18 protein-coding genes and 1 pseudogene are annotated in these 19,641 nt (G+C 70.9%); 14 read left to right on the forward strand and 5 right to left on the reverse strand.

Annotation, left to right across the window (positions count from 1 at the left end):
* Positions 1–3: 3 nt before the first annotated feature.
* On the reverse strand, positions 4–930 hold the full coding sequence (locus MRBLWO14_RS13090; protein ID WP_341933597.1) for a hypothetical protein: 927 nt from the start codon (positions 928–930) through the stop codon (positions 4–6).
* A gap of 147 nt (positions 931–1,077) precedes the next feature.
* Between MRBLWO14_RS13090 and MRBLWO14_RS13095 the strand changes: the two are divergent.
* Positions 1,078–1,153: pseudogene (locus MRBLWO14_RS13095) on the forward strand.
* Positions 1,154–1,158: 5 nt separating this feature from the next.
* On the opposite strand, the gene MRBLWO14_RS13100 reads toward MRBLWO14_RS13095, so the two are convergent.
* On the reverse strand, positions 1,159–1,770 hold the full coding sequence (locus MRBLWO14_RS13100) for a TetR family transcriptional regulator (RefSeq protein ID WP_341933598.1): 612 nt from the start codon (positions 1,768–1,770) through the stop codon (positions 1,159–1,161).
* 70 nt (positions 1,771–1,840) lie between these two features.
* On the opposite strand from MRBLWO14_RS13100, the gene MRBLWO14_RS13105 reads away from it, so the two are divergent.
* Complete coding sequence (locus MRBLWO14_RS13105) at positions 1,841–3,154, forward strand: MFS transporter (protein ID WP_341933599.1); 1,314 nt, start codon at positions 1,841–1,843, stop codon at positions 3,152–3,154.
* A gap of 21 nt (positions 3,155–3,175) precedes the next feature.
* Here the strand turns inward: MRBLWO14_RS13105 and MRBLWO14_RS13110 are convergent, their stop codons facing one another.
* Positions 3,176–3,985: an SDR family oxidoreductase gene (locus MRBLWO14_RS13110; RefSeq protein WP_341933600.1), complete on the reverse strand. Its 810-nt coding sequence runs from the start codon at positions 3,983–3,985 to the stop codon at positions 3,176–3,178.
* Positions 3,986–4,106: 121 nt separating this feature from the next.
* Between MRBLWO14_RS13110 and arfB the strand changes: the two genes are divergently transcribed.
* Positions 4,107–4,547 carry an alternative ribosome rescue aminoacyl-tRNA hydrolase ArfB gene (gene arfB / locus MRBLWO14_RS13115; RefSeq protein ID WP_341933601.1) on the forward strand — a complete coding sequence of 147 codons (441 nt, stop codon included), beginning with the start codon at positions 4,107–4,109 and terminating at the stop codon, positions 4,545–4,547.
* 90 nt (positions 4,548–4,637) lie between these two features.
* On the opposite strand, the gene MRBLWO14_RS13120 is transcribed toward arfB, so the two are convergent.
* Positions 4,638–6,716 carry a DUF2156 domain-containing protein gene (locus tag MRBLWO14_RS13120; RefSeq protein WP_341933602.1) on the reverse strand — a complete coding sequence of 693 codons (2,079 nt, stop codon included), beginning with the start codon at positions 6,714–6,716 and terminating at the stop codon, positions 4,638–4,640.
* Between the two features lie 99 nt (positions 6,717–6,815).
* On the opposite strand from MRBLWO14_RS13120, the gene MRBLWO14_RS13125 reads away from it, so the two are divergent.
* The 5 genes from MRBLWO14_RS13125 (at position 6,816) to MRBLWO14_RS13145 (ending at position 12,174) form a co-directional block, all read left to right on the forward strand.
* The gene (locus MRBLWO14_RS13125; RefSeq protein WP_341933603.1) at positions 6,816–7,889 is read left to right on the forward strand and encodes a PQQ-dependent sugar dehydrogenase; all 1,074 of its coding nucleotides are present in this window, start codon (positions 6,816–6,818) and stop codon (positions 7,887–7,889) included.
* A 75-nt stretch (positions 7,890–7,964) separates the two neighbouring features.
* Complete coding sequence (locus tag MRBLWO14_RS13130; protein ID WP_341933604.1) at positions 7,965–9,131, forward strand: aminotransferase class I/II-fold pyridoxal phosphate-dependent enzyme; 1,167 nt, start codon at positions 7,965–7,967, stop codon at positions 9,129–9,131.
* A 93-nt stretch (positions 9,132–9,224) separates the two neighbouring features.
* Positions 9,225–9,575, forward strand: a complete 351-nt coding sequence (locus tag MRBLWO14_RS13135) for a PLDc N-terminal domain-containing protein (protein ID WP_341933605.1) — start codon at positions 9,225–9,227, stop codon at positions 9,573–9,575.
* Positions 9,576–9,589: 14 nt separating this feature from the next.
* Positions 9,590–11,236 carry a 2-succinyl-5-enolpyruvyl-6-hydroxy-3-cyclohexene-1-carboxylic-acid synthase gene (gene menD / locus MRBLWO14_RS13140; protein ID WP_341936197.1) on the forward strand — a complete coding sequence of 549 codons (1,647 nt, stop codon included), beginning with the start codon at positions 9,590–9,592 and terminating at the stop codon, positions 11,234–11,236.
* A gap of 95 nt (positions 11,237–11,331) precedes the next feature.
* A complete protein-coding gene (locus MRBLWO14_RS13145; protein ID WP_341933606.1) occupies positions 11,332–12,174 on the forward strand; it encodes a polyphosphate kinase 2 family protein in 843 nt (280 codons plus the stop codon).
* A gap of 167 nt (positions 12,175–12,341) precedes the next feature.
* Here the strand turns inward: MRBLWO14_RS13145 and MRBLWO14_RS13150 are convergent, their stop codons facing one another.
* Complete coding sequence (locus MRBLWO14_RS13150) at positions 12,342–13,592, reverse strand: chorismate-binding protein (protein ID WP_341933607.1); 1,251 nt, start codon at positions 13,590–13,592, stop codon at positions 12,342–12,344.
* A 60-nt stretch (positions 13,593–13,652) separates the two neighbouring features.
* On the opposite strand from MRBLWO14_RS13150, the gene MRBLWO14_RS13155 reads away from it, so the two are divergent.
* The 6 genes from MRBLWO14_RS13155 to MRBLWO14_RS13180 all read left to right on the forward strand — a co-directional run bounded on the left by MRBLWO14_RS13155 (position 13,653) and on the right by MRBLWO14_RS13180 (position 19,640).
* A complete protein-coding gene (locus MRBLWO14_RS13155; RefSeq protein ID WP_341933608.1) occupies positions 13,653–14,216 on the forward strand; it encodes a hypothetical protein in 564 nt (187 codons plus the stop codon).
* A gap of 9 nt (positions 14,217–14,225) precedes the next feature.
* Positions 14,226–14,960, forward strand: a complete 735-nt coding sequence (locus MRBLWO14_RS13160) for a class I SAM-dependent methyltransferase (protein ID WP_341933609.1) — start codon at positions 14,226–14,228, stop codon at positions 14,958–14,960.
* Positions 14,961–15,005: 45 nt separating this feature from the next.
* Positions 15,006–16,067: a polyprenyl synthetase family protein gene (locus MRBLWO14_RS13165; protein ID WP_341933610.1), complete on the forward strand. Its 1,062-nt coding sequence runs from the start codon at positions 15,006–15,008 to the stop codon at positions 16,065–16,067.
* A gap of 57 nt (positions 16,068–16,124) precedes the next feature.
* Complete coding sequence (locus MRBLWO14_RS13170) at positions 16,125–17,498, forward strand: FAD-dependent oxidoreductase (protein WP_341933611.1); 1,374 nt, start codon at positions 16,125–16,127, stop codon at positions 17,496–17,498.
* Positions 17,499–17,560: 62 nt separating this feature from the next.
* Positions 17,561–18,604 carry a hypothetical protein gene (locus tag MRBLWO14_RS13175; protein WP_341933612.1) on the forward strand — a complete coding sequence of 348 codons (1,044 nt, stop codon included), beginning with the start codon at positions 17,561–17,563 and terminating at the stop codon, positions 18,602–18,604.
* A gap of 28 nt (positions 18,605–18,632) precedes the next feature.
* Positions 18,633–19,640, forward strand: coding sequence for an alpha/beta hydrolase (locus MRBLWO14_RS13180; RefSeq protein ID WP_341933613.1), 1,008 nt, complete (start codon positions 18,633–18,635; stop codon positions 19,638–19,640).
* Position 19,641: the final 1 nt, after the last annotated feature.

Below are 19,641 nucleotides of genomic sequence, written 5' to 3' on the forward strand. Positions count from 1 at the left end.
GAGTCAGCGACGCGGTGCGACGATCGACGGCGGGTTCGCGTCGTTCCACCGCTGGATCGTCTGCATGAGCCAGAACCACGCGAACAGCAGCAGCGCCACGACCTCGCCGATCAGCACGGCCGGCGTCTCGCCGAACACCTGCCGGAACAGCACGGCCGCGGCGAGGAACAGCAGGTCGACGATCAGGAGCCCGGCGATCCAGCGGTAGATCGAGCGCTGTCGCGGCGTGGGCGGGGTCTCGCCCGGTTCCAGCGGCCCACCCGCGTAGAGCAGGGGCACAGCGGTGAACACGCCGAAGAACACGAGCGTGACGACGAAGTGGATGCTGTGCACCGGCCAGAAGTTGAACGGGAAGAGCTCGTTCACCGACGGGACGAACGCGAGAGCCCAGACGACGGATGCCGTCGCCGCCGCGATCACCGAGACGAGCACCGCCGAACCGTTCGGCGTGCGCGTGCGCGCCCGGACCACCGCCATCACGATCACCGTCACGACGACGACGATCGCATACACCGCGATCCCCGCCTTCGCCGACTCCAAGGCCTCGGCCGGGATGCAGTCGGCCGAGCCACCGCAGGGCGTCTGGCCCGGTGCGCCGGAGTATCCGATCCCCGTGGGCACGATCGCGATGAGCGGCGCGAACACCGCGCACACGTCGAGCAGGGTCGTCGCGCGGTTCCGCCCGGACAGTGCGAGCAGGGCCACGGAGACCGCGATCAGCGATCCTGCGAAGACGTCGCGCATCGGCGTGTAGAACGCGTGACTGATCGACGGGAGCGGGTGCCAGCCGAACTGGAACGGATGCCAGATCGCGACGACGCTCTGCAGCGACACGGCGATCAGCAGTGCGGCGACGACGAGCACGAGCGACAGCCGCAGGTACCTGTGCGTCTTCTGGCCGGTCGTCGGAGGAGCGGGAGAGGCGGCCATGGTCGTGACGGTACACCGAACCCGCCGACGTCGTCGGAGGTCGCGCGGCGTCGCAGAACGTCGCGTGCCGTCACGGGGCGACACGAGGGGTAAATCCGGGGAATGATCCTGGTGCGCCCCGCCACCGCCGGGTAACGTCGACCCCATCGCGGCGATCCGGGCGGTCCCGGGCCTCAGCTCATATCTGACGGCGTTGCGGGTTCGACTCCCGCCGTCGCGTCCACTTCCTCAGGACCGCTGCGCGAGCCGTTGCTCGATCGGATCCCACCCGCCCTCGAGCACGGCGAAGCCGGCTTCGAGTGTCGCGAGCTGGTCGTCGCTGTCGGTGACGAGCAGTTGCATCTGCAGCACGAAACGGGCGAAGACGCGCAGCTCGGCGGTGGGTGCGTCGAGGCTGAGCTCGTCGGCGATGGCCTCGGCGAGAGCATCCTCGTGGCGCAGCCACATCTTCGCCGCGTAGTCGCGCAGCGCGGGGGTCTCGTTGAGGAAGCGCATGAAGGTGCGCGCGACGTCCTCGCCGTGCTCGTCGAGGTTCACGCCGATCTCGCCCCGGTAGAAGTCATGGATGGCTCGGCTGATAGTCACACCGTCCGTCCGGTCGCGCACGGCAGCGACGAGGCGATCGCGCTGCTCGTCGTCCTCGTCGAAGACGAGCGCCTCCTTCTGCGGGAAGTGCGCGAAGACGGTCGTGGGGGAGACGTCGGCCGCGTCGGCCACCTCCCGGATGCTGACGTTGTCGAATCCGCGCTCCAGGAACATCATCGTCGCCACGTCGGAGATGTTCTTGCGGGTGGCGGCCTTCTTGCGTTCGCGGCGGCCCACCGGCTCGGCAGTCGTCATGTCGACAGCCTATCGCGAAGACGATACAAAACTGGCTTGACACCAAAACTGGTATTGATACAGTTACGGAGTGACTTCACCCAACTCGTCTGCGCGCGGCGGAACGCGCGCCTGGATCATGCTCGTCGTGCTGACGATGCTCACCGTGATCGGCATGACCGTCGTCCTCCCCGTGCTGCCGTTCGTCGTGCTGCAGTACGTCACCCACGAGCACGACCTCGCCCTCTGGGTCGGAGTGCTCGAGGCCATCAACGGCCTGTGCGCGTTCCTCGTCGCCCCGTTCCTCGGCCGCCTCTCCGACCGGTTCGGCCGCCGCCCGATCATCATCGCCGCCGCGTTCGGAGCCGCCTTCTCGATGGCGCTGTTCGGTATCGGCGGCGCGATCTGGGTGCTCGTGCTCGCCCGCGTCATCCAGGGCCTCACGGCCGGCGACATGCCGGCGCTCTTCGCCTACCTCGCCGACATCACGCCGCCCGAGAAGAGGGCGCAGCGGTTCGGACTGCTCGGCGCGCTCTCGGGCATCGGCATGATGCTCGGCCCGGCCATCGGCGGGCTCCTCGCCGCGGTGAGCCTGCAGCTGCCCGTGTTCCTCACGGCGGCGGTGTCGCTCGTGATCGCGATCCTCAGCCTGTTCCTCCTTCCGGAGAGCCTGAAGCCCGAGAACCGCATCCCCGCGATCCGCGCGCGTGACGTGCAGCCCTTCGCGGTCTTCGCAGAGGCCTTCGGTCGGAAGGAGCTGCGCGCCCTCATGATCGGCTTCGGCCTGCTGGCCCTGCCGTTCGGGTTCTTCGTGAACAACTTCAGCGTCCTCGCACTCGACTCGATCCAGTGGGGACCGACGCAGATCGGTCTGCTCACCGCAGGCGTCGGCATCATCGACATCCTGATCCAGGGCGTGCTGCTCGGCATCCTGCTCCCGCGCATCGGCGAGAGGGGCGTGATCGTGAGCGGCATCGTCGCGCAGATGATCGGTCTCGCCGGACTCGCGATCGTCGCGTCGGTCCTCGCCCAGCCCTGGGTGTTCATCGTCGGCGCCCTCCTGCTGGCGGCGGGCCAGGGGGCATCGCAGGCCGCGATGGACGGCGCCATGTCGAACGCGGTCGGCGACGACGAGCAGGGGTGGCTCGGCGGAGCGACCCAGTCGCTCAACGCCGCCATGAGCACGGTCGCGCCGCTCATCGCTGCCGCGCTCTACACGACCGTCAGCCACGCCGCGCCCTACTGGCTCGGCGTCGTCCTCATGATCGTCGCGGCGATCGTCGTCGGCCGTGCGCACATCGCGAACACCGCGAAGCGGGAACACGCCCCCGGCGACGGCGGCGAGCCGGCCGACGAGGCGGCGGTCGATGCGGCGGTCGAGCAGCCCAGCCCCGCCGCGCGCTGAACAGCCGGGTCGGGGGAGGCGTCAGACGGTCCGCCAGCTGTGGTCCGTGATCGCCGCCCCCGCCTGCGGGCCCATCTGCAGCATCCCGCCGTCGATCGCGATCGACGCTCCCGAGATGTACGCGGCCTCCGGCGAGGCGAGGAACGCGATGAGAGCGGCGACCTCGCGCGCGTCGCCCGGACGCCCGAGCGGGATGCCAGGGCGGTCGACCGTGTGCGGATCCACGTCCTCGTTCCCGGTCATCGGCGTCGCGATCTCGCCCGGCGCGACGCTGACCGCGCTGATGCCGGAGGAGCCCAGCTCCAGGGCGAGGTTCTTCATGAGTCCGCCGAGTCCGTGCTTGGCGGCGTCGTACGCGCTGGCGCCGACCATGGGCTGGTGCTCGTGCACGCTCGTCACCGAGATCAGGCGCCCGCCGTGTCCGGCCGCGACCATGGCCCTCGCCGCACGCTGCAGGCACACGAACGCGCCGGTGAGGTCGGTGTCGATGACGCGGTTCCAGTCCTCGAGCGACAGGTCGAGGAAGCGCGTGCTCGCACCGGTGCCGGCGTTGTTGACGAACACGTCGACGCCCCCGAGCTCGGCGATCAGTCCGTCGATCACATCGCCGCACGCGGGGATGTCGGAGACGTCCAGCTGCGTCACGACCGCGCGCGCCCCGTGAGCCCGAACCTCGGCGGCCGTCTCCTCGGCTCCCGCCTGGTCGGAGTGCCAGGTGATGCCGACGTCGATCGCCGCCGCGGCCAGGGCGACCGCCGTCGCCCGTCCGATCCCGGAGTCCGCCGCCGTCACGATCGCCCGTCGTGCCTCCGCCTCGATGCCCGTGCTCATCATCCTGCTCCTCACTCGTCGTCGTTGCGGTCGACGGTACGAGAGCCCCGCCTCGGCGGCCGAGCGGGTTGACGACGGACGGATGCGGCGCTAGCGAGCCGCGAGCGGGAAGATGGATGACATGGCCGCACCCCTCCGCCCCGGCCTCCGCGTCTCGCCGGGGCTCACGATCCCCGAGACGGAGCTGTCGTGGCGCTTCTCCCGCTCCTCCGGGCCTGGGGGTCAGGGCGTGAACACGGCGGACTCGCGGGTCGAGCTCAGCTGGGACGTCGCGGGCAGCCCCGTGCTCACTCCCGAGCAGCGCGCACGTCTCCTCGACCGGCTCGCATCGCGGCTCGTCAGCGGAGTCGTGACGATCGCGGCATCCGAGCACCGCGCGCAGCTGCGCAACAGGGATGCCGCGCGCGAGCGTCTCGCGGCCCTCGTCGCCTCCGCGCTCCGACCTCCGGCTCCGCCGCGGCGCCCCACGAAACCCAGCCGGGGGTCGAAGGAGCGTCGCCTGACCGCGAAGCACCGCCGCACGGACGTCAAGCAGATGCGACGTCGGCCGCGCGACGTCTGACGCGCGTCGCACTTGTGCACCCGCGTCGCAGGATGCCCCCGAGAACCTGCGACGCGCGCGTACATCTGCGACGGGGGTCCACCCCCACCGTCAGTCCTTCCCGCCTCCGCGCACGAGCTCGAGCCCGGCACCGGCGAACTGCCGCAGGGTGGCGTCGGGGAGGAACGCGCGGGTGAGCGCTGGCCCGATCGCGGCGAGGTCGCTCTCATCGCGGAACAGCAGGTACATGGTCTCGTAGCGCGGGTGGAACTTCTGCTTGAAGCGGTGCAGCGACCCGAAGCCGTACACGGGTTCGAGCGCGTCGGCGAGGCGGTCGCTCAGCGCAGCGATCATGCCGGCGTCCGGCGGGTAGTCGTGGGCGAGCGGTGCCCCGGAGAGCGACATGATCTGCGCTCCCTCGTCGGAGAACTGCCTGGCCGACGAGCCGATGAGGAACTCCATGACCGGTCCGAACCCGCCGTCGCGTCGCCGCATGAGATCGAGAGTCCAGCCGCGCACGACGCCCCCTTCGCCGTAGACCGGCAGCCACGACAGGAATCCGTCGACGTCGCCGTTCGGCGCGAGGGCGAGGGCGAGCCGCACCTCGGGATCCTCCGCCTCCTCCAGGGTGCCGAGGGTGAAGCGCATCTCCGGCAGGTCCTTGTCGCCGACCCAGGCCTCGGAGATCGCGCGCAACTGCTGCTGCACGCCCCACGACTCCGACTTGAGGCGCGTCATCCGGAAGGTCATCTCCTCGCGGCCCGCCCTGTTCAGCGAGGTGCGCACCGCGTTCCAGCGCTTGCCGGTGAACTCGAGCCCCGGCAGGTCGACGATCGTGTCGTCGGCGACGACGAGGCTGCGCCACCCCTCCGGGACCGCGTCGCGCGTGGCTTCGTCGGCGCTGAAGAAGCAGGGCACGAGTCCGGCCTGCTCGGCCGTGCGGACGAAGTCGGCGACCGCCTCGCCGCGGCCCTCGGCGGGGCCGATCGGGTCGGCGAGGGCGAGCGCCACTCCGGCCCGTCGCTGATACGCGACGATGCCGCCGCCCGAGAGGCGGGCGTAGCTGTTGCCCTCCCATGTCGTCATCCACGACAGCGTGCCGCCGCCGTGCGCACGCAGGGCGGTCTTGACGTCGTCGACGGTGGGCGCGGGCTGGATGCCGAGCAGCGAGCGCCGCTTGGCCCGGAACGCCCGACGGACGCCGACGAGGTAGGCGAGCATGATGATCCACAGGAAGCCGTTCGCGAGCGCGAGCTCGGTCTCGCCGTCCCACCGGAAGTCCACCTGGGCCTGGCTGAACACCGTGATGAGGGTGAGCACGAGCGCGGCGATCAGCACGTTGAAGAGCCCGAGCAGGATCGCGAGCACCCACGCGTAGCGGCGCCCGCGACGCAGCCCGTTCACGAGCACGAGGATCACGACGAGGTCGATCGCGAGGTCGATGAACCCTCCGGACACCGGCTCGGTGGGCCCGAACGGGCCGTCGGTCGCGATGAGCGTCGTGATGATCTCGACCGCGCCGAGCACGAGGATCGCGACGACCGCGATGAGCCGCTGTTCGCGCACCGTCGTCCGAGCCACCCGCAGCGAACGGTCGACCGCGAGGATGAGCAGCACGGCCAGCAGATGCTCGAGGTCGGCGACCTTGCCCCAGAACAGCATCGCGATGAACACGAAGCCGAGCAGGATGAGCCAGCCGCGCACTCGCCACGGCGGGCGGAACCGGCCCACCGCCGCGGCGATGCAGGCCATCGTGCCGCCGGACGCGCCGACGTCGAGGGCCTGCGCCTGCGTGCTCGCCCACGCCCACGGGAACTGCGCGAGCACGAACAGCAGCAGGGCGGTGGCGAGGATCGCGAAGAGCTGGCCGATCCAGTAGTAGGCGAGCGCGACTCGACTGCCGCGCACGTACTCCAGGTACGCCATGCCCCAGAAGCCGGCGATCGTGAACACGTACACCCACGGCTCATTGACGAAGAACGTGCCGGTGAGCGGCGTCCACCACTTGCCCTCGGCGAGGTGGGGCAGGCCGTAGGCGACGGTTCCGAACAGCGGGGAGTCCTCGAACGGGCGCCACAGCCCCTGCGACACGACCCCCACCGCGAGGATCAGCACCACCATCGTCAGCGTCGCGGGGATGCGGCGCACGACGGACAGAACGGGATGCGGGGTGCTGCGCGCCTCGGTCATGCGCTCAGCGTAGCGACGGGGGAGCGGTCACGGGAGGGCGATGCCGGTCCCGTGACCCCGGCCCTTGTCCCCGGAGCCGCCGCCGCGTTGGATGGAGGCATGACCCCCGGAGCCCGCACGCCTCGCCTCGCGCTCGGCCCCGCGCGACGTCGTGCGCTCGCCGGGGTGGCGACGGCATCCGCTCTCCTGTTGGCCGCATGCTCGGCAGCCCCTCGTCCGGCGTCGCCGGCCGCCGCCGGCTCCGTCGCCGAGGGGCTCGACGCTCCCTGGTCCGTCGCGTTCCACGAGGGCGTCGCGCTGGTGAGCGAGCGCGACAGTGCACGGGTCCTGGAGCTCGGCGACGAGGGACCCCGCGAGGTCGGCACGATCGAGGGAGTGGTGCCGGGCGGCGAGGGCGGCCTCCTCGGACTGGCCGTGCACGAGGGCGAGCTGTTCACCTTCTTCACCGCGGAGGGTGAGAACCGCGTGGAGCGGCGCGAGATCCGCGGCGACGCCGGCGCCCTCGCGCTCGGACCGGCGACGACGGTGATCGACGGCATCCCCGCCGCGCGCACCCACAACGGCGGGCGCATCGCCTTCGGACCGGACGGGATGCTGTACGTCACCGCCGGCGACGCCGGCGACCGCGACAGCGCGCAGGATCCGGACGCCCTGTCGGGGAAGATCCTCCGGCTCACACCCGAGGGCGACGTGCCGGACGACAATCCGGTCGACGGCTCGCCGGTATGGAGCCTCGGCCACCGCAATCCGCAGGGCATCGCGTGGGATGCCGACGGCACGATGTACGCGAGCGAGTTCGGGCAGGACACGTGGGATGAGCTGAACGTCATCGAACCGGGCGGCAACTACGGGTGGCCCGAGGCCGAGGGCATCGCCGGGAACGACGACTTCATCGACCCGGTGCAGCAGTGGGAGCCGGATGCCGCGAGTCCGAGCGGCATCGCCGTCATCGGCGCCGACCTGGTCGTCGCGAACCTCCGCGGGGAGCGGCTGCGGGTCGTGCCGCTCGACGATCTCGGCACGAGCACGGAGCTGCTGCAGGGGGAGCTGGGCCGGCTGAGGGACGTCGTCGCGGCGCCGGACGGCGGCGTCTGGGTCGTCACGAACAACACCGACGGCCGGGGGAGTCCCCGCGACGGCGACGACCGGATCGTGCGGATCGACCTCGGCTGACGATCTCCCCGCGCCCGGTGTCCGCGGCACGCGGGAAGATGGAGGCACCCCTCCGATCCCTGACAAGGAGCCCGTATGACCCTCGCCGCATCCTTCGACGCCATCGACGTCGAGCACCTCCGACGGATCGGCGGCCTCAAGTGGTCGACGTTCCCCGACGCGGTGGGCGCCTTCGTCGCGGAGATGGACTTCGGGGTCGCCCCCGGCATCTCCCGGGCCGTGCACGCCGCGGTCGACCAGGGCCTCTTCGGGTACCTGCCGTCGTCGGTGTCCGACGAGATGTCGCAGGCGGCAGCCGAATGGATGCGCGACGTCTACGGCTGGGTCGTCCCGGCATCCGACATCCATCCGATCGCCGACGTGATCCAGGGTCTGAAGCTGGCGATGGAGCACTTCTCGCGCCCCGGCGCTCCCGTCATCGTGCCCACGCCCGCCTACATGCCCTTCCTCACGGTGCCGATCGCCGCGGGGCGCGAGGTCATCCAGGTGCCGATGATCGTGACCGAGGGGCGGTACACGCTCGACCTCGACGGCATCGACGCGGCGTTCCGTGCCGGCGCCGATCTGCTGGTGCTCTGCAACCCGTACAACCCGGTGGGCCGCGTGTTCGACCGCGACGAGCTCGTGGCGGTCGGCGACGTCGTCGCGCGCCACGGCGGGCGCGTGTTCTCCGACGAGATCCATGCGCCGCTCGTGTACGCGCCGGGAGCGCACACGCCGTACGCTTCGGTCTCGCCGGTCACCGCAGGGCACACCGTGACCGCGACCTCGGCGTCGAAGGCCTGGAACCTCCCCGGCCTGAAGACCGCCCAGCTGATCCTCACCAACGACGCCGATCGTGCGATCTGGGAGCCGATCGGACCCATGGAGTCCCACGGCGCGAGCAACCTCGGAGTGATCGCGAACACCGCCGCCTACCGCGACGACCGGGCCTGGCTCGCCGACGTCGTGCAGTATCTCGACGACAACCGCCGCTTCCTCGGCGAGGCGCTCGCCGCGCGCATCCCCGAGATCGCGTATCGCGCTCCCGAGGGCACCTACATCGGCTGGCTCGACGCCAGGGCCCTCGACCTGGGGCCGACCCCGGCCGACTTCTTCCGCGAGCAGGCGGGCGTGGCCCTCACCGACGGGTCGGCGACCGGGGCAGCCGGAGTCGGTTTCCTGCGGTTCGTCTTCGCGACGTCCCGCCCGATCATCGAGCAGGCCGTCGACCGGATGGCCGAGGTGCTCGCCCAGCGCTGACCGCGGCCTCTCATCGTCTAACGATCCGGCCTCGGTGCTGTCCGAGACCCTGCGCCCAGAGCCGTCGGCTTCCCGCGCGCCTAGACTGGAGACGTGGCGAGACTGTTGATCGTAGGCGGCTTCCTGGCCGCCGTGTTCTGGGTGTACAGCATCGTCGACTGCGCCGTGCAGCCGTCGACGCGGCACCGGGGCGTGCCCAAGGCCGCCTGGATCGCGATCGTCGTGCTCATCCCGGTCATCGGCGGCATCCTCTGGTTCACGATCGGCCGTCGCCGCGCGAACGACAAGGGCACCATCCGCACGGTCGCGCCCGACGACGACCCGCAGTTCCTCCGCAGCATCAGCAAGAGCGAGCAGGATGCGCGCATCCGCCGTCTGGAAGAGGAGCTCGCGCGCCTCGAGGACGAGACCGACGACGGCGCCGCCCCGGACCCGCGTCCGTGACGTCATCGCCGGCGATGGATGCCGCGGCATCCCTCATCGCGGAACTCGTCGGCCACGGCGTCCGCGAGGTCGTGCTCTCGCCCGGTTCCCGATCGCAGGCGCTGGCGCTCGCCGCGGTGCGAGCGGCTGACGAGGGCGCGCTGCGCGTGCACGTGCGGATCGACGAGCGCGTCGCCGGGTTCACGGCACTGGGACTGGCGAGGGAGGCCGGCGTCCCCGCCGCGGTGATCTGCACGTCGGGCACGGCTGTCGCGAACCTGCTCCCCTCGGCTCTCGAGGCGTTCCACTCCGGAGTCCCGCTGCTGCTGCTGACCGCCGATCGTCCGCCCGAGCTGCGCGGAGTCGGCGCGAACCAGGCGACGATCCAGCCCGGCATGTTCTCCCCGTGGGTGCGCGGCGAGATCGACGCGCCCGTGCCGGGTGACGGCGATTGGACGGGTCTCGGGGCGCGCGCCATCTCTGCGGCGATGGGCGGCGACGCCCCGCGCGGTCTTCCCGGAGTCGCCGGCCCCGTGCACCTCAACCTCCCCTCGCGCGAGCCGCTGTCCGGCGAGCTCCCCGTGCTTCCGCTGGTGCAGGGCGACGCGCCGCCGCGCGCCGTGGGCGACGCGTTCGTCGTCGAGCGCGGTCCGCGCACGGTCGTGATCGCCGGCGCGGACGCCGGGCCGGATGCCGAGGAGATCGCCCACGCCGGATCCTGGCCGCTCATCGCCGAGATCGTCAGCGGAGCGCGCTTCGGCCGCCACCTCGTGCACGGCTACCGCACCCTCCTCGGCGATCCCGAGCTCGGCGGCAGGGTCGAACGCGTGGTCGTGCTCGGGCATCCGACGCTCAGCCGCGAGGTCGCCCGACTGCTGTCGCGCCCCGAGGTCGAGGTCGTCGCGGTGCGCCGCGGCGGCGAGGAGCTCGACCTCAACGGCCGTACGACCTCGGTCGCAGCGGTGTCCGTGGCCGCGGGAGAGAGCGACCGCGAGTGGCTCGGCGCATGGCTCACGGCCTCCGCCTCGCACGTCGTCGACCTCAGCGAGAGCGCACCCGACCAGAGCGGGCTTTCCTCGGCCGATCCGTCGGCCCGTCGTGAGGCGATGCAGGCCGAGCTGGCCGCCGTCCGCCGACCGCTCGACCGCGAGCTGCTCGTCGACGCCGTGTGGCGCGCGACCTGGCCGCACGACCGGCTGGTCTTCGGCTCCTCCCGCCTGGTGCGCGTGGCTGACGCGGTGCTCGGGGGCAAGAAGGTGCCCGTGCACGCGAACCGCGGCCTGGCCGGCATCGACGGCACGATCGCGACCGCGGTGGGCGTCGCGCTCGCGAGTCAGGCCGGGGGAGCGCCGGGCGTCACGCGGGTGCTGCTCGGCGACCTCGCCTTCCTGCACGACGTCGGCTCCCTCCTCCTCCCGCCCGACGAGAGCGAGCCGCGGCTGCAGGTCATCGTCGGGAACGACGGGGGCGGCACGATCTTCGACGGCCTCGAGGTCGCCGGTACGGCGGGTCGCGCTGCGCTCGACCGGGCGTTCTACACGCCGCACACCGTGCGCCTCGAGCACCTCGCGCGCGCCTACGGCTGGGAGTATCAGCGCATCACGACGCGCGCCGCGCTCGACCAGGCGCTCACGACGCCCGCGGGAGGGCGCCAGCTGATCGAGGTGCCTCTGAGCCGGTGACCGGGCCCCGTCGGCCTGAGTCCCGACCGGCGATCCCGCCCGGAGTCGAGGCCCGTGTCCCGCGCGGTGTCGACGGGCGGTGGCAGGATGAGCACATGAACGCGCACTCCTGGTCCCGCACCCTGCAGGTGGGCGACGGCTTCCGCCTCGCCGACGTCGACCCGTCGAGCACGCCGGGGTACCACGGTCGCAAGTCCGACGGCACGCGCGACCTCGCGGCGGGGCTCGACGAGCTGAACGGTCTGCAGGAGCGCCTGTTCGCCGAGAGTCGCGTCGGGGTCGCGAGCGATTCGGTGCTGCTGATCCTGCAGGCCATGGACTCCGCGGGCAAGGGTGGCATCGTGCGCCACGTCGTCGGCGGGGTCGACCCGCAGGGCGTCGCGCTGACGGCGTTCAAGGCGCCGACGCCCGAGGAACTCTCCCACGACTTCCTGTGGCGCGTCGAGCGTCGACTGCCTGAGCCGGGTTTCATCGGGGTGTTCGACCGGTCGCACTACGAGGACGTGCTGATCGGTCGCGTGCGGCAGCTCGCGCCGGCCGACGAGATCGAGCGGCGCTACGGCGCCATCAACGAGTTCGAGGCGCGGGTCGCCGCATCGGGAACCCGCATCGTGAAGGTCATGCTGCACATCTCGCCGGACGAGCAGAAGGCGCGCCTCATGGAGCGCCTCGAGCGTCCGGACAAGCACTGGAAGTACAACCCCGGCGACGTGGACGAACGGATGCTGTGGCCGCAGTACATGGAGGCGTACCAGGCGGTGTTCGACCGCACCTCCACCGAGGCTGCGCCCTGGCACGTGATCCCGGCGGATCACAAGTGGTACGCGCGCCTCGCCGTGCAGGAGCTGCTGCTCGACGCGCTGCAGCAGATCGATCCGCAGTGGCCGGCCGCCGATTTCGACGTCGAGGCCGAGAAGAAGCGCCTCGCCGCCAGCTGATCCCTCGCCGCGCCCCTGTCCGGGTCGTCGAGTGAGGAGCGCAGCGCCCCTGTCCGGGTCGTCGAGCGAGGAGCGCAGCGCCCCTGTCCGGGTCGTCGAGCGAGGAGCGCCGCAACCCTGTCCGGGTCGTTGAGCGAGGAGCGCAGCGACGAGACGAAACGCGCCGCTCAGGCCAGTGCGTCGACCAGCGGGCGGAACTTCACCCGGGTCTCCAGCAGCTCGGACTCCGGATCCGAGCCCGCGACGATCCCGGCGCCGGCGTACGCCGTGACGGCGATGCCCTCGTCACGGGTCGTGAACTGCGCGCAGCGCAGCGCGATCGCCCACTCGCCGTTGCCGTGGGCGTCGACCCAGCCGACCGGACCCGCGTAGCGTCCGCGGTCGAAGGGCTCCAGCTCGCGGATCGCCTCGATGGCGACGGGAGTGGGAGTGCCGGCGACGGCCGCCGTCGGATGCAGAGCGCCGACGAGATCGAGCGACGACCCGCCCTCGGCCAGTTCCCCCTCGACGTCGGTCGCGAGGTGGAAGAGGTTCGGCAGCTTCAGCAGGAACGGCTGCTCGCTCGCCGCGAGCGCCCGCGTGTGCGGGCGCAGCGACGCGAGCACGCTCTGGACCGCGTACTGATGTTCGTCGAGATCCTTCGTGCTGGACGCCAGATGAGCGGATGCCGCGGTGTCGGCGTCGGCATCCGCCCCGCGTCCGATCGTTCCGGCCAGCACCCGCGCGGTCACGGTGCGCTGCTGCACGGTGACGAGCGTCTCGGGGCTCGCGCCGATCAGACCGTCGACCGCGAACGCCCAGGTATCGGGGTAGCCGGTCGACAGGGCCCGTACGAGACGGCGCAGATCGGAGCCGGCCGGGATGCTGCCGGTGAGGTCACGGGCGAGCACGACCTTGCTCAGCTCGCCGTCGGCGATGCGTGTGAGCGCGCGCCGCACCGAGTCCTGGTAGCCCTGCGGAGTCTGCGCTCCGGGCCCGACGGTGCCCGCCCAGTGCGGGCCGTACGGCCGGGTCGCGGCATCCCGTGGCCGATCGTCGTCGGAGGAGCGGATGCTGGTGAGCCACGTGCGGCCCCGGTGGCGTCCGACCACGAGGGCCGGGATGGCGAGCACGCTGTCGGCGACGGAGTCCTCGTCGAAGGCGAGCGCCCCGAACGCCACGAGCCCGGTGCCGGGGAGGGAGAGCGGGTCGTCGATGTCGGCCTCGGCGCTGAGCTCGCGCCAGGCGTCGGCGATCGCGGCCGCGCGAGGGCGGCCCGTGCCCGCGCTGACCGTGATGGTCTGCACGATGTCGTCGCCGACGGCGACGATGCCGTCACCGCGTCGCAGCCAGGCGAGCGGTCGGGCGGGGTCGGCGTAGGCGAGGGGGTCTTCGATCGGGTCGATCTCTCGGGTCCGCACGACAAGCCTGCTGCTCACCCTCCCAGCCTAGTTCCGCCCGTCGCCCCGGAGCCCCGCCCCTCGGCTTACGCTGAGCACATGAGCGATGCCCGTCCGTCCCCCGGCGCCGAGATGATCTTCCAGTGGCGCAAGTGGGACGGCTCTCCGCACTGGCGTCACGAGTGCGTGTACCTGGGCGCCGACGACTGGGGCGACTGGATCGGTCAGCCCACGGGCTGGCCGAGTGCCCGTCCCGGCGCGTCGTTCATCGCCGAGACGCCGAACGTGACCCTGGTCCCGCGGCGCACGGACTTCGCGCTCACGGTGAACCGCGAGCATCCCCGGGGAATGCGCGTGTACATCGATCTCGGCTGGGATGTGCGGTGGTCCGACGACCCGCTGCTCGCGACGGGGATCGACATGGATCTCGACGTCGTGCGGGTCGTGGGGGAGCGCGGCACCTGGGTCGATGATCGCGACGAGTGGGCGGAGCACAGCGTGCGGTTCGGCTATCCCGCCGATGTACGGGCGCAGCTCGAAGACCTCGCCCTCGACCTCGAGCACCGGGTGCGCGCGCAGGTCGCTCCGTTCGACGACGCGACGGCCGACGCCTGGCTGGATCGGCTGGAGGCTCTGGGGCTCGCGCCCAGGCCCCGCACCTAGACTGGACGCGTGACCCCGAACGATGACAACCGCGCCGACCTCGGCAAGGACCCCTCCCGCGTGAGCGGCATGTTCGATCAGGTCGCAGCGGGCTACGACCGCACGAACACCGCGATGACGGTCGGCAACGACGCGCTTTGGCGCGCCGCCACGACGCGGGCCGTCGCGCCGAAGCCGGGCGAGAAGATCCTCGATCTCGGCGCAGGCACCGCGTCGTCCTCCGCGTCCCTCGCCCGCAGCGGTGCCGAGGTGGTCGCCGCCGACTTCTCGCCGGGGATGCTCGCCGAGGGGCAGCGCCGCCACGGGCGCATGCGCAACCTCTCGTTCGTGCAGGCCGACGCGACCGACCTGCCGTTCGCCGACGACGAGTTCGATGCGGTGACCATGTCGTACGCGCTGCGCAACGTGAACGACCCGAAGAAGGCGCTGCGCGAGCTGTTCCGCGTCACCAAGCCCGGCGGCCGCCTTGTCATCAACGAGTTCTCGACGCCCCCTCGGCCGCTCTTCCGCTCGGCGTACCGCTTCTACAACGCGCAGGTGCTGCCCCGTGTGGCTCGGGTCGCCGGGACGAACGGCGCCGCGTACGACTACCTCAACGAGTCGATCAGGGAGTGGCCGGACCAGAAGACGCTCGCCGCGTGGATCCGGGATGCCGGGTGGGCCGACGTCGCCTACCGCAACCTGTCCTTCGGGATCGTCGCCCTGCATCGGGCGCGCAAGCCGAAGTCCGGCGCGACGGCGTGACCGTGACGCGCGAATCCGCCCAGCGGACGACGGTAGGCTGAACCCGTGACTTCGAGCCGCGTAGCCCCGGGTTCGCGACTGGCGAGCCGTCTCGGTTTCAGCGACCGCATCTTCATCGGCACCGCCGGTCGTCGCATCGCCCAGGCCATCGAAGACGGGCTCGAGCTCGTCGAGACGGGTCTCGCGGACGACGTGCGAGTCGCCGACCCGTTGGCCGATGCCGCGAGCCGCTACCTGTACGAGGCGGGCGGCAAGCGCATCCGCCCCGTGCTCACCCTTCTCGCCGCGCAGCTCGGCGACGGCAACACCGAGCAGGTCATCGACGTCGCGAAGGCGCTCGAGATCACGCACCTCGGCTCGCTGTATCACGACGACGTCATGGACGGAGCCGACCGCCGCCGCGGCGTCCCGGCCGCGCAGACGGTGTGGGGCAACAACATCGCGATCCTCACGGGCGACATCCTCTTCTCCCGCGCGAGCCAGCTCATGTCGCGGCTCGGGGAGCGGGCTATCCGCCTGCAGGCAGACACGTTCGAACGTCTCGTGCTCGGTCAGATGCACGAGACCATCGGGGCGCAGCCCGACGACGACCCCATCGACTTCTACATCCAGGTGCTCGCCGACAAGACGGGCTCGCTCATCGCCGCGGCGACGCAGGGCGGCGTGATCTTCTCGAACGCCCCCGCCGAGTACGAGGAGCCGCTGCGCGTCTACGGCGAGAAGATCGGCGTGGCGTTCCAGCTGCTCGACGACGTCATCGATCTGTCGGCGAAGCCGGAAGACACCGGCAAGGTGCCCGGCACCGATCTGCGTGCGGGCGTTCCGACGATGCCGTACCTGCTGCTGAAGGCCGAGACCGACGCGGCGTCGATCGATCTCGCCGCGCGCATCGACGACGGCGTGGCTCGCATCGCCGCCGGCGAGGATCCCTCGATCCTCGACGACGCCCTCGCCGAGCTGCGCGATCACGTCGGCACCGAGAAGACCCTCGCGCTCGCGCACTCCTGGACGCGCGATGCGATCGACGCGCTCACCGCGCTTCCCCGGGGAACCGTGCGCGAGGCGCTGACGCGTTTCGCAGAGACCCTCGTCGAACGCTCCAGCTGACGATGCGCGGCCGCGAGGCCGCCCGCGCCGGACGTGACGGCATACGAAAGGATCACCATGACCAAGCTCAGACTGGCCATCGTCGGGGCGGGCCCCGCCGGGATCTACGCGGCCGACATCCTCCTCAAAGCCGAGCGCAAGTTCGACGTCTCCATCGACCTGTTCGAGCAGCTTCCGGCGCCCTACGGCCTCGTGCGCTACGGCGTCGCGCCCGACCACCCGCGCATCAAGGGCATCATCACGGCGCTGCGCGACGTGCTCGACCGCGGTGACATCCGCCTGTTCGGCAATGTCCGGTTCGGCGAGGACATCACTCTCGACGACCTCAAGAAGCACTACAACGCGGTGATCTTCGCGACCGGGGCGATTCGCGACACGACGCTCGACATCCCGGGGATCGACGCGGTCGCCTCGTACGGCGCGGCCGACTACGTGAGCTGGTTCGACGGCCACCCCGACGTGCCGCGCGAATGGCCGCTGGATGCGGCATCCGTCGGCGTCCTCGGCAACGGCAACGTCGCGCTCGACGTCGCCCGCATGCTCGCGAAGCACGCCGAGGATCTGCTCGTGACCGAGGTTCCCGAGAACGTGTACCAGGGGCTCCAGGCGAGCCAGGTGACCGATGTGCACGTGTTCGGCCGTCGCGGCCCGGCGCAGGTGAAGTTCACGCCCCTCGAGCTGCGCGAGCTCGGCGAACTGCGCGACGTCGACATGGTCGTCTACGACGAGGACTTCGACTATGACGACGCCTCGAAGGACGCCGTCGCCAGCAACAAGCAGGTCATGGTGATCGACCGCATCCTGCAGTCGTGGCGCAAGCGCGATTCCGTGAACAACGCCGGCGGCACGGCATCCCGCCGTCTGCACCTGCACTTCTGGGCGCGTCCGGTCGAGGTGCGCACCGACGAGTCGGGCCGCGTGGCGGCGCTCGTCTACGAGCGCACTCAGCCCGACGGCCAGGGCGGCGCGGTGGGCACAGGGGAGATGCGCGAGGTTCCGCTGCAGGCCCTCTACCGCGCGATCGGCTACTTCGGATCGCCGCTGCCCGGCGTCCCGTTCGACAAGAAGCACGGCGTGATCCCGAACCGCGAGGGCCAGGTGCTGGCGAAGGACTCGAACCAGCAACTGCCCGGCGTCTACGCGACCGGCTGGATCAAGCGCGGACCCGTCGGCCTCATCGGCCACACGAAGTCGGATGCCATGGAGACCGTGCGCCACATCATCAACGACCAGGGGTCGTGGTGGCATCCCGAGGACCCGTCTGAGGATGCCGTCGTCGCGCTGCTTCAGGAGCGCGGCGTGAAGTGGACCGATCTCGACGGCTGGCACCGTCTCGACGAGCACGAGATCTCGCTCGGCGCGCCGCACGAGCGTGCGCGCGTCAAGGTCGTGCCGCGCGACGAGATGGTGCGCGTCTCCCGGGGCGAGTGAACGTCGCCGGATCGTTGCCGCCCCGCCGCACGTCGGAGCCGACTCGTCAATAAGCTGGGCGCATGCGATCGCGTCCCCTGCTCGTTCTCAGCGCAGCCGTCGTCCTCCTCGTGACGGCATGCGCTCCGCAGCCCACGCCGAGTCCGACGCCGACTCGGTCGTCGTCCCCCGCACCCACGCCGTCCCCGACGCCGACGCCGACGCCCGAGGCGGTTATCGAACCGGAGGCGGCGTTCGACGTCACCTGCGATGATGTGGCCGCCGAGATGTCGGGGCTCGTCGGACAACCTTCCACGCCGATGAAGCCGGAGATGAGCATCGTCTCCGGGATGAGCTGGTTGCCTGGACCTGCCCAGTATATGTTCCAGCGCGCGAACGGTATCGCGTGCTCGGCAGGCGGTACAGATCGGCACTGGGAGGTCACGATAGTGCCGGACGCAGCGACGGTGATCGCCGGGGCCACCGAGCGCCAAGGCTATTGGGGTGACATGTCTCAGTGCAGTCAGGGCGTGTGTTCTTTCGAGTTCCCTGACGGCGACGTCCTCCTCTCTGCATCCATTCTCGAACCCACCCTGGGCGAGAGCGACACGGCGAGGGTGGGTGAGGTGCTGCGACGCCTCGCGGCGACGGCCGCGGGGAGCATCCATGAGGTGGGCTACATCGACAGCGACCTCGTGGGTGCGGCGTGTGAGCGCTACATCACGCCCGAGCAAGTCGATGCCATCGTGGGCGTCGATGATGCACGGCTCATCACTGCCTTCGGGGGTTGGGGCATTCCGGCCGAGGTCTATCACGTCGTGAACGGCTCACGCATGTGCTATTACGCCACAGCGGAGGTGGGGGGAACCAGCTATCTCATGGTCACCGCGCTCCCTGCGGGAGCGTGGGCGTATGAGATGCAAGACGGTGCGCCGGCCGAAGTCGAGGGTGCGGAGAGCGCGAAGGCCAGTGTCGGCGGTTACGGAGAGAACATCCTGGACGTGCGTGTCGGAATCGACTGGATCCGCCTGGTCACCTATGACAACGGCTCGGGAGCTTCGGATCCTCGTCCATTGGCCGAGATGATCGTACGGAGCCTCACCGTCGGGGTGACCGCGCCGCAGTAGTCCGAGTGTCGTCGGCTAACCTGGCGGCATGGCTGACTGGATCCCCGACGTCCTCGGCGACGAGTTCGAGCAACTGACGCTCGACCTCGGCTCCGATGACGAGGGTCCCGTGGTCGCCACGCTCGTGCGCGCGCTCCCGCAGGAGGCGTCGTGGTGGCATCGGGCCCTGGGCCGCACGAAGCCACTGCGCGATGTGGACGTGCTCTATGTGCACGGCTGGTCGGACTACTTCTTCCAGAAGCGCCTCGCCCGGTTCTGGACGGCGCGCGGCGCGCGGTTCTTCGCACTGGACCTCCGCAAGTACGGAAGGAGCCTGCGAGACGGGCAGACTCCCGGATTCATCACGGATCTGTCGACCTACGACGAGGACATCGCCGCCGCCCTCGAGGCGATGGGTCGCGGCGGAGAGGGACGGTCGTCGGGGCGCCGGCTCGTTCTGCTCGGACATTCGACGGGTGGTCTGACCCTCAGCCTCTGGGCGTCACGGCATCCGAGGACCGCGGATGCGGTGATCCTGAACAGTCCCTGGCTGGAGTTCCAGGTCGCGTCCGCTCGACCGCTCATTGCGCCGGTCGCCGAACTCCAAGCTCGGTGGGCGCCGCGAGACGTCGCGCCGCAGGTCGACCTCGGCTTCTACACGCGCGCCCAGCAGGAGGTCGCCGACGACACCGACCCGATGGACATCGATCTCACCTGGCGGCCGGCGCAGACCATGGCGGTGCACGCGGGGTGGTTCCACGCGATCCTCGTCGGGCACGGAGCCGTGGCGGCAGGACTCGCGATCGATGCGCCCGTGTGCGTGCTGCTCTCGGCGAGGTCGGCTCCGCCGACGCGGTGGTCGGACGATCTCACTCGCGTCGACTCCGTCCTCGTGGTGGATGACATCGCCCGGGCGTCTCTCAAGCTGGGACCCTCGGTGACGGTCGAGCGGATCGACGGCGCCCTGCACGACGTGTTCCTCTCCCGGCATGACGCTCGCGAGGAGGCGTACGCGCGACTCGCGCGGTGGGTGACGGGGTGGACTGCCGCTCGCTGAG

Source organism: Microbacterium sp. LWO14-1.2 (assembly GCF_038397715.1).
Classification (GTDB): domain Bacteria; phylum Actinomycetota; class Actinomycetes; order Actinomycetales; family Microbacteriaceae; genus Microbacterium.